This window comes from Hyphomicrobium sp. (assembly GCF_035548195.1).
Lineage (GTDB): Bacteria > Pseudomonadota > Alphaproteobacteria > Rhizobiales > Hyphomicrobiaceae > Hyphomicrobium_B.
This window is the reverse complement of record NZ_DASZTY010000007.1, coordinates 54,711-68,218: the sequence shown is the minus strand read 5'-3', so window position 1 is coordinate 68,218 and position 13,508 is coordinate 54,711. Positions and strand designations below refer to the sequence as shown.

Genomic DNA, 13,508 nt, shown 5'->3' with positions numbered 1-13,508 from the left:
GCCTCACCCAGCCGCCGCCTTCGCTTTCAATTGGTCGACGCGCTGTTCCCAGTCGCGCGCCTGGGCCACGATCTGGTCGAGGTCGTCATGTTTCGGCTGCCAGCCCAGTGTTTTACGTATCTTGGCCGACGCCGCGACGATGGCTGCGGGATCTCCGGGACGACGCGGTGACAGCACGACCTTGAAGTCATTGCCCGAGGCACGCTTCACGGCTGCGATGACTTCATGGACTGAATAGCCCTTCGAATAGCCGCAATTAAACACGTCGGATGCCCCGCCGTTTTGCAAATATTTGAGCGCGGCCAGATGGGCGGCTGCGAGATCGCTCACCTGGATGTAATCGCGGATGCAAGTACCGTCGGGGGTCGGATAGTCGGTGCCGAAAACTTCCATCTGCGTGCGTTTGCCGACGGCCGTCTCGCATGCGACCTTGATCAAGTGCGTTGCTTTCGGGGTCGATTGGCCGGAGCGACCCTTTGGATCTGCGCCGGCGACGTTGAAATAACGCAGGGCGACATAGCGGAAATCATGCGCGCGCGACGTATCGGCCAGCATGATCTCGGTCATCAGCTTGGACGAGCCGTAGGGTGACATCGGCGTCAGCTGCGCCGTCTCGGTAACCGGGTTTTCCTTTGGATTTCCGTAGACGGCGGCAGTCGAAGAAAAGATGAAATTCTTGACGCCCGTTTCGACGGCGGCGGCGATGAGGCCGCGGGATTTCACGGTGTTGTTCAGATAATAGCCAAGGGGGTCGGCAACCGATTCGGGAACGACGATTGAACCTGCGAAATGAATGATCGCAGTCACGTCATGTGCGCGGATCGTTTCTTTGACAAGATCGGTGTCGGCGATATCGGCAACAACCAAGGTTGCACCAGGGGCAACTGCCCAGCGATACCCCGTCGAAAGGTTGTCGATGACGACAACCTTCTCCCCGGCGTCCAGAAGCTCTAACACCATATGGCTGCCGATATAGCCGGCACCGCCAGTAACCAAGACAGTCATAGGTAAACTCACCCTCAAGTTTTATAGACATATTCGAAGTGAATAGTCTTGCCGTCTACCCGCGGCGACAAATCAGCGCTAACAGTCGCGGCTGCCCCGTTTTCCGCAATGCTGCGCGTTAACGCGGGTGCGCGGCCCGATACTTAGCAAACGGGTCTTGCCAGCAGATTTATTTTCCTTCGGAGCATGCAATGCACACGCCGATCAGGCCCATTCGAAAAGCTGTGTTTCCAGTTGCCGGTCTTGGGACACGGTTCCTGCCAGCGACCAAGGCCGTGCCGAAGGAGATGTTGACGATCGTCGACCGCCCGGTCCTGCAGCACGTCGTCGATGAGGCCCGGGCGGCGGGCATCGAGCATTTTATCTTCGTTACGGGCCGCAACAAGGGCGTCATCGAGGATCACTTCGATAACCAGTTCGAGCTTGAAGCGACGCTGGAGGCGCGCGGGAAGAAAAAAGAGCTGGAGGCGCTCCTCCGCGATCTTCCCGCTGCCGGGCAGACGAGCTTTACGCGGCAGCAGGCTCCGCTCGGTCTCGGACACGCCGTGTGGTGCGCGCGTGAGATCGTCGGCAATGAGCCGTTCGCTTTGCTGCTTCCCGATATGCTGCATCACGGCCGATCGCCATGTCTTGCCGATATGATCACGGCTTATAACACCAGCGGCGGCAATCTCATCGCGGTGGCGCCTGTGCCTGACGACCAGACGCATCAATACGGCATCGTCGGCGTAAAAGACGCGAAGGCCAAGGTTGCACCTATTACAGGCATGGTCGAAAAGCCGAAGCCCGGAACGGCTCCCTCCAATCTCCACATCACGGGGCGCTATATCTTGCAGCCGGAGATATTTGCACTTCTCGAAAAGCAAGAGCGCGGCGCGGGTGGGGAAATCCAGCTTACGGATTCCATGATCCGCCTAATGGGCGATGCACGTCAGCCATTCCACGCCGTGCGATTCGACGGCACGATCTACGATTGCGGGTCGAAGCTCGGCTTTCTGACGGCGAACGTGGCGCTTGCGCTGGAACGGGAAGATCTAGCCGCCGAGTTCAAGCGCGAAGTTCAGCGATTGCTCAACGTCTGAACTTCACACCGACGCGGACTTCGTCGCCGACGTAATCGTTGGGAACGCCAACGCCGTCGAAGTTCACGTGCGCATAACGGCCGAAAAGGACCGTATTGCGATCGGCGTAATATTCAAGCCCGAGCGTCTCGCGAAACTCGTTGTCGTTTATAACGCCGTCTTGTGAGTTCTGGCTCGAATAAATCAAGCCTGCGGAGGCAACGAGATAGCTTCGTAACTCGTGGCGAACCTCGACGCCCGCGTAGTGATAGAATGCGCCGCCGACGTCGGCCGTGGTCGTTTCGGAGACATCTGTGGCGGCGGTGAACAAAATCGACGTGATCGGCGTAATGCGCCACGTCGCGTTGGCATCGAGGAGAAGTCCATCGACGGGATGGAGGCGCGAATCTTCCGGTGTTTGGATGCCGTAGCCGAGGCTGACTTCGCCGCGCAGGATTTCGCCGTCGTTTCCGAAAGAGACGCCGACCCGATAGCGCTGGCCGTTTGACGTCCGGTTGATTCCATCGGACTGAGCCGCTTCGGAATAGTCGCGATGATTGAATGCGACCTCCACGAATGGCGACAGCGACGGCTTCAGTTCCCACATGACGCGGGACGCTTCTTCGTACTGCGTATAGTCGCGATCGCGGTTGCTCGATACGATGCCGTTATCTTCGGTCGAGCCATATGTGTAGTCATTTATACTGCCGCGAAATTGCAGCGACAGCCGATTGAACCGCTGATTGTAGGCAGCCTCCGCCTGATCCTCGACGATCTTGGCGCGAGTGCCGACGGAGCTGGCATCGAGCGCCGAGCGATCTTCGAACGACTGCTGACGCGAGATCAGCGCCTGGATATTCGCTCGGCTGGTGATGTCGAGCCGACCGCGGGCTTCAACCTGATAATCGCGATCGTCTTCCGTCTGATACTGATTGTAGAAACTCCAGACACCCGTCACATTGAATTCCAGCGCATGACGCGACCAGTTCGAGACAAGGCGGGCCGACGGGGCAACATCGAGCGCAACGTCGGACTTTGCCGACGGCGCATGGAAAACGTTCGAGTAGTAGGACGTGCCGAAATCGACCTCGGGGAAAAGAACGAAGCTGCCGATCTTGATACCGACCGGATCGTACGGCTCCTGCCGAAAAAGGCGTGCGGTTTTCCGGTTATCGGTGATCGGATCGAGGTCCTCGATCTGGTAGAGCAACGGATCCGGAGGTGCGGGCGGATTTGCGAAGAGAGCCACGTTGGCGGCGCGGGGCGTATCTATCCGTGGCGCATCCCCAACGTCCTCCGGAGACAACGGCTCGGCGGACTCAAAATTGCGGTCAGTATCGGAAGACTCCCGCGGATCGTCCGAATCGCCATCGTCGATGCTATCTCGTTGCCTCGGGCGTGCCGGTGCAGCCGAGGGGTCCTGCGCCTCGGGCTCCGCTATCGGGCCGTCGTTCGGCGAGACAACGCCAGGAGCGGCGTTATAGTCCTCAATATCCTGGGGATTTGCGGCTGCATAGCCCGGCTGAGGGGCGCCAGATGGGAAGGTTTCGTCTATGCTGGTGATCTGTTGGGCATTGGCGCTTTGCGCATGCGCATAAGGGACGCGTGCGGGGAGGCCCACAACCACAAATGCGACCAAGCTACGAATAAACCAGGCATGACGCCGGTCGCTCATTTGCGAGCGTCCTCATGAAAGACTGTTCACGTGAACGCATACGACTTGAGGTCCTCACCTTAGAAAGGCCTGGTTAATGTGCCTTTAAAGAGGATTACTGCCTGAGAGATGGCGGCCAGACCAAAGAATTGCTAATAAAATGCACGATCCTGCTGCCGCTTACCGGCCAGGCCTGACCTCGGGGGAGGCAATTTTCATCGATGCCTAAGGTCGTTCCATTCCAACAGCCGCAAAAATCATCGGATGCAGGCGTCAAATCGGATATCGAGGCTTATGTCTCGTCAGCCGTACGGACACTCAGTCTGGAATCCGAAGGCTTGGCGCAACTTGCTCAAGAACTCGATGGCTCGTTGGCCGAGCCCTTCGCTGAAGCGATACGGCGCCTTGTCGCCGTCAAAGGTCGTGTCATCGTGACTGGTATCGGCAAAAGCGGTCACGTCGGCCAAAAGATTGCGGCTACTTTCGCCTCAACGGGCACGCCGGCTTTCTTCGTCCATCCCAGCGAAGCCTCGCATGGCGATCTCGGAATGGTGACCCGCGCAGACGTCATTCTGGCGTTGTCCTGGTCGGGCGAGACGGTCGAACTAAAGCCGATCATCACCTATTCGCGCCGCTTTGCCGTGCCCCTGATCGCGATTACGTCGCAGGCGCAGTCCGCTCTCGGCGAGCAAGCGGACGTCGTGTTGCTGCTACCGCGCGCAAAGGAAGCCTGTCCGCACGGCCTTGCGCCGACAACATCGACAACGATGCAGCTTGCGATGGGCGACAGTCTTGCGATTGCTTTGCTCGAAGCGCGTGGCTTCACGGCGCACGATTTCAAGATCTTTCATCCTGGCGGCTCGCTCGGGGCCAATCTCAAATACGTTTCCGACATCATGCATCGCGGCGAGCGGCTGCCGCTGATCAAGAGCGGCGAGAGCATGGCGCATGCGCTCGTTACAATGACGGAAAAGAGCTTCGGCTGCGTCGGCGTCACGGACGGTCGTGGCCGTTTGATCGGAGTCATCACGGACGGCGACTTGCGCCGGCACATGGGCGCAAACCTACTCGAAGCCAGGGTCGACGAGATCATGACGGCGAAGCCGAAGACAATCTCACCGTCGATGCTGACATCCGCCGCGTTGGAATTGATCAACGCGTCCTCGATTACGGCGTTGTTCGTCGTCGAGAAGCAAAAGCCGGTCGGACTGATTCACGTGCATGATCTGTTGCGCCTTGGCGTCGCTTAACGGCGCGCCAAGGAAGCCGGCTAAATCCAGCCCATCAACTCGCGCCGGGCAATTGCCTCGATGACGTCGATGCCCTCGGGGCTGTCGTTGAGCGCCGATAGATAAGCGAATTTCTCTCCGCCGTTCGATTCGAAGATGTGCCGATTTTCTCGGTCCAATTCTTCCAGCGTCTCAAGGCAATCGGCGGAAAATCCGGGTGCGACGAGCGCGATGCTTTTTGTTCCGGATTTGGCCAAGCTTTCGACCGTCTTGTCCGTATAGGGCTGCAGCCAGGGATCGTTGCCGAAACGCGATTGGAATGTGGTCAACCAGCGCTCAGGCGCGACCGCGAGCTTCTCGCGCAAGAGCCGCGAGGTTTTCTGACACTGGCAGTGATAGGGATCGCCCTTGGCGAGATATTTCTGCGGCATGCCGTGGAATGTCGCGATAATTTTCTCGGGTTCGAAATCGAGTTTTGCGAGGCTTTTCTGGATCGAACGCGCGAGCGCGTCGATATAAGCGGGATCGTCGTGGTATGACGGCGCCGTGCGGACGGCCGGCTGCCAGCGCATTTTCATGAGCGCTCGGAATGCATGATCGCAGGCCGTTGCGGTCGTTGCCGCCGCGTATTGAGGATAGAGCGGGAGAAGCAAGATCCGGTCGCAGCCCTGTTCTTTCAGCGCGAGGATTCGGCTCTCGGTCGTCGGATTGGCATAGCGCATCGCCCAATCGACAACGATGTTCTTGTGATCCTTCAGCCGTTCCGCCAATTGCTCAGCTTGGCTGCGTGTAATCGTCTTGATCGGGCTTTCGTTCTTTTCCTTGTTCCAGATTGTTTCGTAATCCTTGCCCTTGCGTCCCGGCCGCACGGTCAGGATGATCAGATTCAAAATCGGCCACCACTTCCAGCGTGGTTCCTCGATGACCCGCTCGTCGGAAAGAAATTCCTTGAGATAGCGCCGCATCGGCCAATAGCCCGTGCCATCCGGCGTGCCAAGGTTGAGCAAGAGCACCCCGATGCGGCCGACCGCGACCGGCTGATGATCCTTCGGCAGGGAGAGGTCCTTATTGGAAAATTCCGTCGATTTCGGCACTTCGTTCATTACTTATCCGGTTCTGAAACGGGCATCGGGCAGTGTAGTTGATTAGGCGCGCTGTTGCGACGGCGTTGCGGTCGCGGTCTTCGCCGCGAGTCTCGGCTTTATCGACGGAGATTGGGCTTCCCGTATATGGGCGCCATCGCCACCCGCCGATGCAGCTCCCTTTATCTCGCCTTGCGGAGAAAGTTGCGCAACTTCGGACATCGGGATGATGCGGCTGAATTTCCAGTATACCGCCAGGCGGTTCGTAAATGCTTTCGGAGTTTCCGCGAATAGCCGCGCGGCGCGATGCTCGGCGGCCGCGCGCAACGTCTGCTGCTTGCGAAGACAGATACTGATGATGGCCTCTTTATCCTCGTAGGAAATGTCGTCGGCTTCTGCGGCTGCCTTGATTAGCATTGCGAGATCGTGGTCGTCGCCGAGAATCTGCGACAGCTCGCGCGCCGCCGCGACCCGAACGGCAAACTCGTCGGGCCAGGCGCGCCCGAGCAGACTCATCTGGCGCCAATGCCACTGTACCGATTTGCGTAGCGTATGAAACGTTTCGTCCGATGGTTCGCCATAGGCGATCTTCAACGCCTTGCGCGCATGGCGATAGCTTTTCTCGAGCCCGTCTACCAAAGCCGAAAACCCGCGTTTCTTGATACTAGCCCGAGAAAATTTCTCGACTTCGCGCAGAAGGAGCAAGCGTACCTGCGAAGCACATTCGGGGTCTAATACAGGTGGGGAGTTGCCGAGGACTTTCGCGAAATGAACTTTCAATGGCTCCAAGGTCAAGGCTCCATCCGGAGCTGCTTCAGATGCGAGTTTCGCCGCCGTTTCCATCATGACGCTCTGGTCGCGGCGACCCGAGAGCAAGCGCGCGATTTCGCCAAGTGCTTTTATTCGCCGACGAGCTTTATCTTTGCCGAAAGCGGGCGCCACCAACCGCACAAGAGCGCGCAGGCGCTTGAGAGCTTTGCGGCATTCATGAACTCCTTTTGGCTGAACCTCTGGTGCCGCGAGCTCTTCAAGTGCGGCGTCAAGTTGCTCGCGCGCGATGCGGCGAAAGCCGCGTTCAATCGGCTCGTCGGTCTTGAACCTGTACGGCATACGCTCAAAGCGCCTTTGTTCAAGGACATTAGGGCGGAAATTAATCGGCTGGAACACCCGTTCCTGTCAAATACGAACCCCATGATGGCCGCCAATTCGTATTCATTTCGTTTCAACTTTTCGGAGCCATGTGCGTATGCGCGCTTCGGGGTCTTCGGCTGTCACAAAGTCCGTTATGACGGCGAGACTATCGGCTCCGGCCGCGGCGACGGCGGGCGCGCGTTCAGGGGTTAAACCGCCGATAGCGACAAGGGGGAGGGCGCCGATCGCTTTGCGCCATTTTCGAAGCCTATCAAGCCCTTGGGGGGCCCAGGGCATCACTTTCAACTTGGTTTCGTAAATCGGACCGAGCGCCACGTAGTCGGGTTTTGCGGCGAGCGCGGTTGCGAGTTCGGCTTCGTCGTGTGTTGAAATGCCGAAGCGAATGCCCGAATTTCTGAGCGCGGAAAGGTCGGCGGCGCGCAGATCGTCCTGCCCAAGGTGAACGAAATCAGCTCCCGTTTCGAGCGCTACGTCCCAATAATCGTTCAGGATCAATTGAGAACCGTGCGCCTTGGTGACCGCTAGCGCACGGCGCGTCTGCTCGGCGATATCGGCCCGCGCCGCATCCTTGATCCGCAATTGTACGAACTTCACGCCAAGCGGCACGATGCGTTCGAGCCAGCCGATATCCGGAACGATGGGATAAAAGCGTGCAAGCTTCACTGATCTGCGATCCAAGTTCCGGCTCATTCGAGATCGAAGAACGGCGTGCCTGCGACGGGCGTCGAGGGGACAGCCATGTCTCGGGAAGGCATGAGGCCTGCCTCAAAGCCGAGACGGCCCGCCTTGATCGCAGCAGCGAACGCTTCGGCCATTCGAACCGGATCGGCAGCTTTGGCAACGGCCGTATTGAGGAGCACGGCGTCATAGCCGAGTTCCATTGCGAATGCGGCGTGCGACGGCGCCCCGATGCCTGCATCGATGATGAGCTTCACATCGGGAAAATATGCGCGAAGGCTGGTCAATGCAGCGACGTTTGCCAAGCCGCGCCCGGTGCCGATCGGTGCCGCCCAAGGCATGATGACATCGCAACCGACGCGCTGCAGACGCTCCGCAACGGACAGGTCTTCAGTCGTATAGGGAAAGACTTTGAAACCATCGGACGCAAGCGCTTCGGCTGCTTCAACCAATCCGAACACATCAGGTTGCAACGTATCATCGTTGGCGATGACTTCGAGCTTGATCCAGTTGGTGCCGAACAGCTCGCGCGCCATCTGAGCCGTCGCTATTGCTTCTCGTGCCGTGCGACAACCGGCGGTGTTGGGCAGCACGCGCACGCTAAGGTTTTTGATGATGTCGAGAAAGCGCTCGCCGACCTTGCCGCCCGCCGCTTCCCGGCGCAGCGAGACGGTCACGATCGAAGTGCCGGATGCTTTGACGGCACCGGTCAGGATCGCCGGAGACGGGTACCCTGCCGTTCCCAGCAGGAGCCTTGACGACACGGTCTCGCCGTACAACGACAACATTCGATCCGTATGCAAACTTTGATCGCGGGGGTTCATCTATCCGGATACTCTGTTCATCCGCCCTGGCGCGCGGAGACGATCTCGACGCGGTCGCCCGTTTCGAGGCCGGTGGTAGCACGCCTCGCCTCCGGAACGAAATTACCATTCAACGCGGTCGCGACCTTGACGCCCGACAATTCGTGCTCGTCAACAAGCTCGGCAAGCGTTCGGGCAGCGGTTGCCGATTTCCGGCCATTGACGATCAGCTCGATTTTCTCCATCGCATTCAGCATCGGTTATGTGCTCTGGGGACCCGCTGGAAGTAGGCTTTTGCACGGCATTTACTAGAGCATTTCGCGAATTTTTACTGCAAACCTCGCCGATAGGTCAAAGTACCGCCAATCTGCCGCATTGGCCAAGTTGCGTTTCCCGCATGCCCACCGAGGATGGTTTGGATGTTTTCGCAATTGATGTCTTCCCGGCGTTTCGCGCCGCTGTTCTGGAGCCAGCTTCTTGCGGCGCTCAATGACAACCTGCTCAAGAATGCGCTTGCAATGCTGGTGGTCTACCGGCTGGCGATGGAAAATGGCCCGGCCATTGGCACGCTCGCTGGAGCGGCGCTCATTTTGCCGTTCTTTCTGTTTTCAGCGCTCGCGGGACAATACGCCGATAAGTACGACAAGGCGAAAGTCGCAGCGCGGGTGCGGCTGATGGAGATACCCATAGCTGTTCTGGCGGCGGCGGGTTTTCTGATCCCATCTGTCCCCGTTCTATTTGTCGCCCTAATCCTGTTCGGCACGCTTAGTGCTTTTTTCGGGCCCGTGAAATACGGGCTGCTGCCGACGCATCTCGAAGTTAAAGAGCTGCCGGCCGGTAACGCGCTCATCGAGGGCGCGACGTTCACCGCCATTCTGCTCGGAACAATCGGCGGCAATCTCGCGTCGGGAGGCGAGCGCGAGATCTGGCTCGTCGCTGGCGCGATCGTCGTGATCTCCATTTTTGGCTGGCTGTGTGCGCGCCTCATACCGCCTGCGCCGTCCACCGTGCCGGATCTCGCCGTCGATAAAAATATCGTCACTTCGACAGGCACGCTTTTGAAGGATCTCCGCAGCGACAAGCGCATCTGGCAAGGGGCGCTTATTACGTCTTGGTTCTGGCTCGTCGGCGCAGTCGTTCTGGCGCTGCTGCAAAATCTTATCCCGCAAGCGCTGAACGGCTCTCCTGCGGTCTACACGCTGGCGCTTTTTACGTTCGCTATTGCCGTCGCCCTCGGTTCGATTGCGGCGGCTCGGGCCAGCAAAAACCGGCCGAACCTGGCGCTCGTTCCCATCGGCGCGCTGCTTATGGGGTTGTTTCTCATCGACTTGGCGCTGCTCGCTTCAACGCTCACGCCAGCGCCGCGGGCTATCGGCGTCTCGGAGACGCTTCGCTCGTTTACGGGCATTCATATGCTGATCGATCTTGCCGGCGTCGCGTTTGCGGGCGGGCTCTATATCGTTCCATCGTTTGCAGCCGTGCAGGCATGGTCGCCTGTGGAGCGCCGCTCGCGCGTGATTGCCGGATGCAACGTGCTGTCGGCGGCGTTCATGACAATGGCGGGCTTGGCCATTGCAGCTCTACAGTTTGAGAAAATCCCGATCTCTTTGCTCTACGCTGGGCTTGGACTGTCAAACCTGATTGTCGTCGCGCTGGTGTTGCGCGCTTGGGGCGCCGAAGGTGTGAAAGACGTCGGCGTCTTTCTATTCCGAACCTTCTTCAATCTCGAAGTCAAAGGGCTGGAAAATTTGCCGAAGCCTGGAGAAAAAGCGATCATCGCGCCCAATCACGTCAGCTTGCTCGATGCGGGATTGATGCATGCGCTGCTGCCGTCTCATGCGATTTTCGCCGTCGATACGGGCATGGCGAACACTTGGTGGGTGAAGCCGTTTCTGAAGCTCGCAAAATCCTATGCGATAGATCCGAGCCGTCCGCTCGGCATGCGTCACCTTATTCAGGAGGTCAAAGACGGGTCATCGCTTGTGATCTTTCCGGAAGGCCGCCTGACGGTCACCGGTGGTTTGATGAAGGTCTACGACGGAACGGCCATGATCGCCGACAAAGCAGATGCGCCGGTCGTTCCCGTTCGCATCGATGGTCTCGAACGTTCGCATTTCGGCTATCTTAGTAAAGCTCAAACCAAGAAAGCTTGGTTTCCAAAAACGACGGTGACGATCTTGCCGCCGGTGAAATTGAAGATCGATCCAACGCTTCGCGGCAAGCAGCGCAGGCTCGCAGCGGGTGCCGCGCTGCAAGATGTGATGACGGATTCCGCGGTGCTGACGACTCCCATCGATCAGACGCTCTTCGAGGCACTCGTGCTGGCGCGGCGGACGCGCGACACTGGCAAGCCCGCCATCGAAGATCCGCTCGGCACCAAGCTCACATACAAAAAACTGATCGCCGGCGCCCAAGTCCTCGGCGCTAAGCTTGCGCCGATGTTGCCTGTAGAGGGGGACGCCGTCGGCGTGCTTCTCCCCAATTCGGCAGGCGTCGCCGTGACGTTCTTTGCTTTGCAGACGATGGGCCGCGTGCCCGCCATGTTGAATTTTTCAGCCGGCGCCGCAAACGTCGTTTCAGCATGCAAAGCCGCCAATGTTTCGGTCGTTCTGACGTCGCGTGCTTTTGTCGAAAAAGGACATTTCGAATCGCTTGTGCAGGCGATCAGTGCAGTCGCACGCGTCGTTTATCTTGAGGACGTGCGCGCAACGGTGACGTTTTTCGATAAGCTGAGGGGACTTGCGCAAGGCGGCAAGCCGCAAGTCGCGCGTGATTGCAACGCTCCGGCGGCCATCCTTTTCACTTCGGGATCAGAGGGACTGCCGAAGGGCGTCGTTCTTTCGCATCGTAATCTGCTCGCCAATTGCGCCCAGAGCCTGACGCGTGTCGCCTGCAACGGCAGCGATAAGGTCTTCAATGCCTTGCCGGTCTTCCACTCGTTCGGACTGACGGCGGGATTGCTGATGCCGCTGGTCGCGGGCGTGCCAGTTTATCTTTATCCGACGCCGCTGCATTACCGCATCATTCCGGAACTCGTTTACGGCTCCAATGCGACGATCTTTTTCGGAACGGATACATTCCTGTCGGGCTATGGGCGCATGGCGCACCCCTATGATTTCGCGCGCGTGCGCTTGGTTCTTGCGGGCGCGGAAGCAATCAAGGATCGTACGCGGCAGCTCTATATGGACCGTTTCGGCGTGCGTATTCTCGAAGGATACGGCGTTACCGAAACCGCTCCGGTGCTCGCGATCAATACGCCACTCGCGAATAAGGCCGGAACGGTAGGACGGCTGTCGCCGCTGATGGAAGCCCGGCTTGATCCGGTCCCCGGTATCGAACGCGGGGGACGGCTCTATGTGCGTGGACCCAACGTCATGCTCGGCTACTACCGTGCGGAACATCCCGGTGTTCTCGAACCGCCGGCCGAAGGTTGGCACGATACCGGCGACATCGTTGAAATCGATCCGCAGGGTTTTATCGCCATCAAAGGACGTGCCAAACGCTTCGCCAAAATCGCGGGAGAAATGGTTTCTCTATCGGCGGTCGAGGCGCTGGCGGCGGAGTTGTGGCCGAACCTGATCACCGTCGTCGTCGCCCTTCCCGATATGCGGAAAGGCGAACGTCTCGCGCTTTTGACAACCGACTCCAAGTGCACGCGAGAGGCGTTCTCGCAATTCGCAAAGCGAAAAGGCGCAACGGAGTTGATGGTGCCCGCCGACATTCTGCTCGTCAGCAAGATCCCGCTTCTCGGTTCGGGCAAACCGGATTACGTCGCGGCCCTGGAACTCGCGAAGCAGACGATTGCCGAGAGGCCGGGATCAGCCGCGAGCGTCGCTGAAAAGCGGACCGTCACGCCGGCTGTCTGACAGGAAGCGCTTGACGGCATGTGCGAGCACCGGCGCGAGTAAAAATCCGTGTCTATAGGCGCCGTTGACGCGAATCGTGCGCCCGTCGTCTTCGACTACGATGTGGGGAACGTTGTCGGGAAATGCGGGCCTGACGCCTGCTCCCATCTCGATGATCGAGGCTTCGCCGAATCCGGGGTGCAAAACGTAGGCAGATCCCAATAGATCGAGAGCGGATTTCAATGTCATCGGACCATCGTCTTCGCGCTCGATGACGCTCGCACCTATGACGTAGCGGCCACTGCCCTGTGGGACGACATAGATCGGTTGCCGCGGGTGGAGCAGCCGGACGGGTCGGGATAATACGACGTCGCGAGATTGAATGAGCACGCGTTCGCCACGAACACCGCGGAGCAACGGCAGGTCCTGGCGTGATCCCATTCCACGGCAATCGATAACGATTTCCTCGCCTCGCGGCTCGAAGGGTCGGCCGAATTCCGCATTTGCTCCGGCCGCGCAGGCTTCGCCGAGCAGCCAAGTCATCGCTTTGAGCGCGGAGACGTGGGCCTCTGTCGAAAAAAAGAGCCCGCGTGTAAAGCGTCCCGAGAGAGCGGGTTCCAGTTCTGCGAGGCGCTCCGCCGTGATTGCCTCGTGCCGTTCGGTCATTCGCGCGAAGCGAGAGAGGTCGGCCGTATCGCGTGCAGGCGCAACGACGAGCGTTCCATTGGATATCGTCCCCGGATAGGTTTTCCAAAGCTCAAAGCTTTCGCGACCAAGGTCACGGACGACGGCTGGCGCGCTTTCCGCTTCGCATTCGGGTGCAATCATTGCTGCCGCCCAACGGCTCGAAGTCAGCGCGAAAGGTTCCCTGGTCTGCTCGACGAGACGGACGCGATATCCGGCACGCGCGAGCGTGTAGGCCTGCCACAATCCGAGGATGCCTGCACCGATCACGGCAATGGACGGTGTGCTCACGGCCATTCTCGCGCGATTTTGGCT

General features: G+C 59.1%; 11 protein-coding genes. 3 read left to right on the top strand and 8 right to left on the bottom strand.

The window, feature by feature from the left end:
- Positions 1–3 precede the first annotated feature (3 nt).
- The gene (galE, locus tag VHB22_RS01520) at positions 4–1,005 is read right to left on the bottom strand and encodes a UDP-glucose 4-epimerase GalE (RefSeq protein ID WP_325455183.1); all 1,002 of its coding nucleotides are present in this window, start codon (positions 1,003–1,005) and stop codon (positions 4–6) included.
- A 191-nt stretch (positions 1,006–1,196) separates the two neighbouring features.
- Here galE and VHB22_RS01515 point away from each other — a divergent pair, with 191 nt between their 5' ends.
- Positions 1,197–2,087 carry a UTP--glucose-1-phosphate uridylyltransferase gene (locus VHB22_RS01515; RefSeq protein WP_325455182.1) on the top strand — a complete coding sequence of 297 codons (891 nt, stop codon included), beginning with the start codon at positions 1,197–1,199 and terminating at the stop codon, positions 2,085–2,087.
- Here VHB22_RS01515 and VHB22_RS01510 read toward each other — a convergent pair.
- Positions 2,077–3,741, bottom strand: coding sequence for an outer membrane beta-barrel protein (locus tag VHB22_RS01510; RefSeq protein WP_325455181.1), 1,665 nt, complete (start codon positions 3,739–3,741; stop codon positions 2,077–2,079). The two genes, VHB22_RS01515 and VHB22_RS01510, sit on opposite strands and share 11 nt — an antisense overlap.
- 200 nt (positions 3,742–3,941) lie before the next feature.
- On the opposite strand from VHB22_RS01510, the gene VHB22_RS01505 reads away from it, so the two are divergent.
- On the top strand, positions 3,942–4,970 hold the full coding sequence (locus VHB22_RS01505) for a KpsF/GutQ family sugar-phosphate isomerase (protein WP_325455180.1): 1,029 nt from the start codon (positions 3,942–3,944) through the stop codon (positions 4,968–4,970).
- Positions 4,971–4,990: 20 nt separating this feature from the next.
- On the opposite strand, the gene hemH is transcribed toward VHB22_RS01505, so the two are convergent.
- The 5 genes from hemH to thiS form a co-directional block, all read right to left on the bottom strand.
- Entirely contained in the window at positions 4,991–6,052 is a 1,062-nt protein-coding gene (hemH, locus tag VHB22_RS01500; RefSeq protein WP_325455179.1) for a ferrochelatase, read from the bottom strand.
- Positions 6,053–6,094: 42 nt separating this feature from the next.
- Entirely contained in the window at positions 6,095–7,141 is a 1,047-nt protein-coding gene (locus VHB22_RS01495; protein WP_325455178.1) for a CHAD domain-containing protein, read from the bottom strand.
- Between the two features lie 102 nt (positions 7,142–7,243).
- Complete coding sequence (locus VHB22_RS01490) at positions 7,244–7,846, bottom strand: thiamine phosphate synthase (RefSeq protein WP_325455177.1); 603 nt, start codon at positions 7,844–7,846, stop codon at positions 7,244–7,246.
- Between the two features lie 23 nt (positions 7,847–7,869).
- Positions 7,870–8,649: a thiazole synthase gene (locus VHB22_RS01485; RefSeq protein WP_325455176.1), complete on the bottom strand. Its 780-nt coding sequence runs from the start codon at positions 8,647–8,649 to the stop codon at positions 7,870–7,872.
- Positions 8,650–8,702: 53 nt separating this feature from the next.
- Positions 8,703–8,921 carry a sulfur carrier protein ThiS gene (gene thiS / locus VHB22_RS01480; protein ID WP_325455175.1) on the bottom strand — a complete coding sequence of 73 codons (219 nt, stop codon included), beginning with the start codon at positions 8,919–8,921 and terminating at the stop codon, positions 8,703–8,705.
- A gap of 162 nt (positions 8,922–9,083) precedes the next feature.
- Here thiS and VHB22_RS01475 point away from each other — a divergent pair, with 162 nt between their 5' ends.
- Positions 9,084–12,530 carry an acyl-[ACP]--phospholipid O-acyltransferase gene (locus VHB22_RS01475; RefSeq protein ID WP_325455174.1) on the top strand — a complete coding sequence of 1,149 codons (3,447 nt, stop codon included), beginning with the start codon at positions 9,084–9,086 and terminating at the stop codon, positions 12,528–12,530.
- On the opposite strand, the gene VHB22_RS01470 is transcribed toward VHB22_RS01475, so the two are convergent.
- Positions 12,483–13,484 carry an FAD-dependent oxidoreductase gene (locus VHB22_RS01470; RefSeq protein ID WP_325455173.1) on the bottom strand — a complete coding sequence of 334 codons (1,002 nt, stop codon included), beginning with the start codon at positions 13,482–13,484 and terminating at the stop codon, positions 12,483–12,485. The genes VHB22_RS01475 and VHB22_RS01470 overlap by 48 nt on opposite strands.
- Between the last annotated feature and the right edge of the window lie 24 nt (positions 13,485–13,508).

Bases quoted from the DNA above. Each gene is read 5' to 3' on its own strand.
- VHB22_RS01495 (WP_325455178.1), bottom strand. From the start codon at position 7,141: ATGCCGTACAGGTTCAAGACCGACGAGCCGATTGAACGCGGCTTTCGC.
- VHB22_RS01475 (WP_325455174.1), top strand. From the start codon at position 9,084: ATGTTTTCGCAATTGATGTCTTCCCGGCGTTTCGCGCCGCTGTTCTGG.
- VHB22_RS01515 (WP_325455182.1), top strand. From the start codon at position 1,197: ATGCACACGCCGATCAGGCCCATTCGAAAAGCTGTGTTTCCAGTTGCC.
- VHB22_RS01485 (WP_325455176.1), bottom strand. From the start codon at position 8,649: ATGTTGTCGTTGTACGGCGAGACCGTGTCGTCAAGGCTCCTGCTGGGA.
- hemH (WP_325455179.1), bottom strand. From the start codon at position 6,052: ATGAACGAAGTGCCGAAATCGACGGAATTTTCCAATAAGGACCTCTCC.
- VHB22_RS01510 (WP_325455181.1), bottom strand. From the start codon at position 3,741: ATGAGCGACCGGCGTCATGCCTGGTTTATTCGTAGCTTGGTCGCATTT.
- galE (WP_325455183.1), bottom strand. From the start codon at position 1,005: ATGACTGTCTTGGTTACTGGCGGTGCCGGCTATATCGGCAGCCATATG.
- thiS (WP_325455175.1), bottom strand. From the start codon at position 8,921: ATGCTGAATGCGATGGAGAAAATCGAGCTGATCGTCAATGGCCGGAAA.
- VHB22_RS01505 (WP_325455180.1), top strand. From the start codon at position 3,942: ATGCCTAAGGTCGTTCCATTCCAACAGCCGCAAAAATCATCGGATGCA.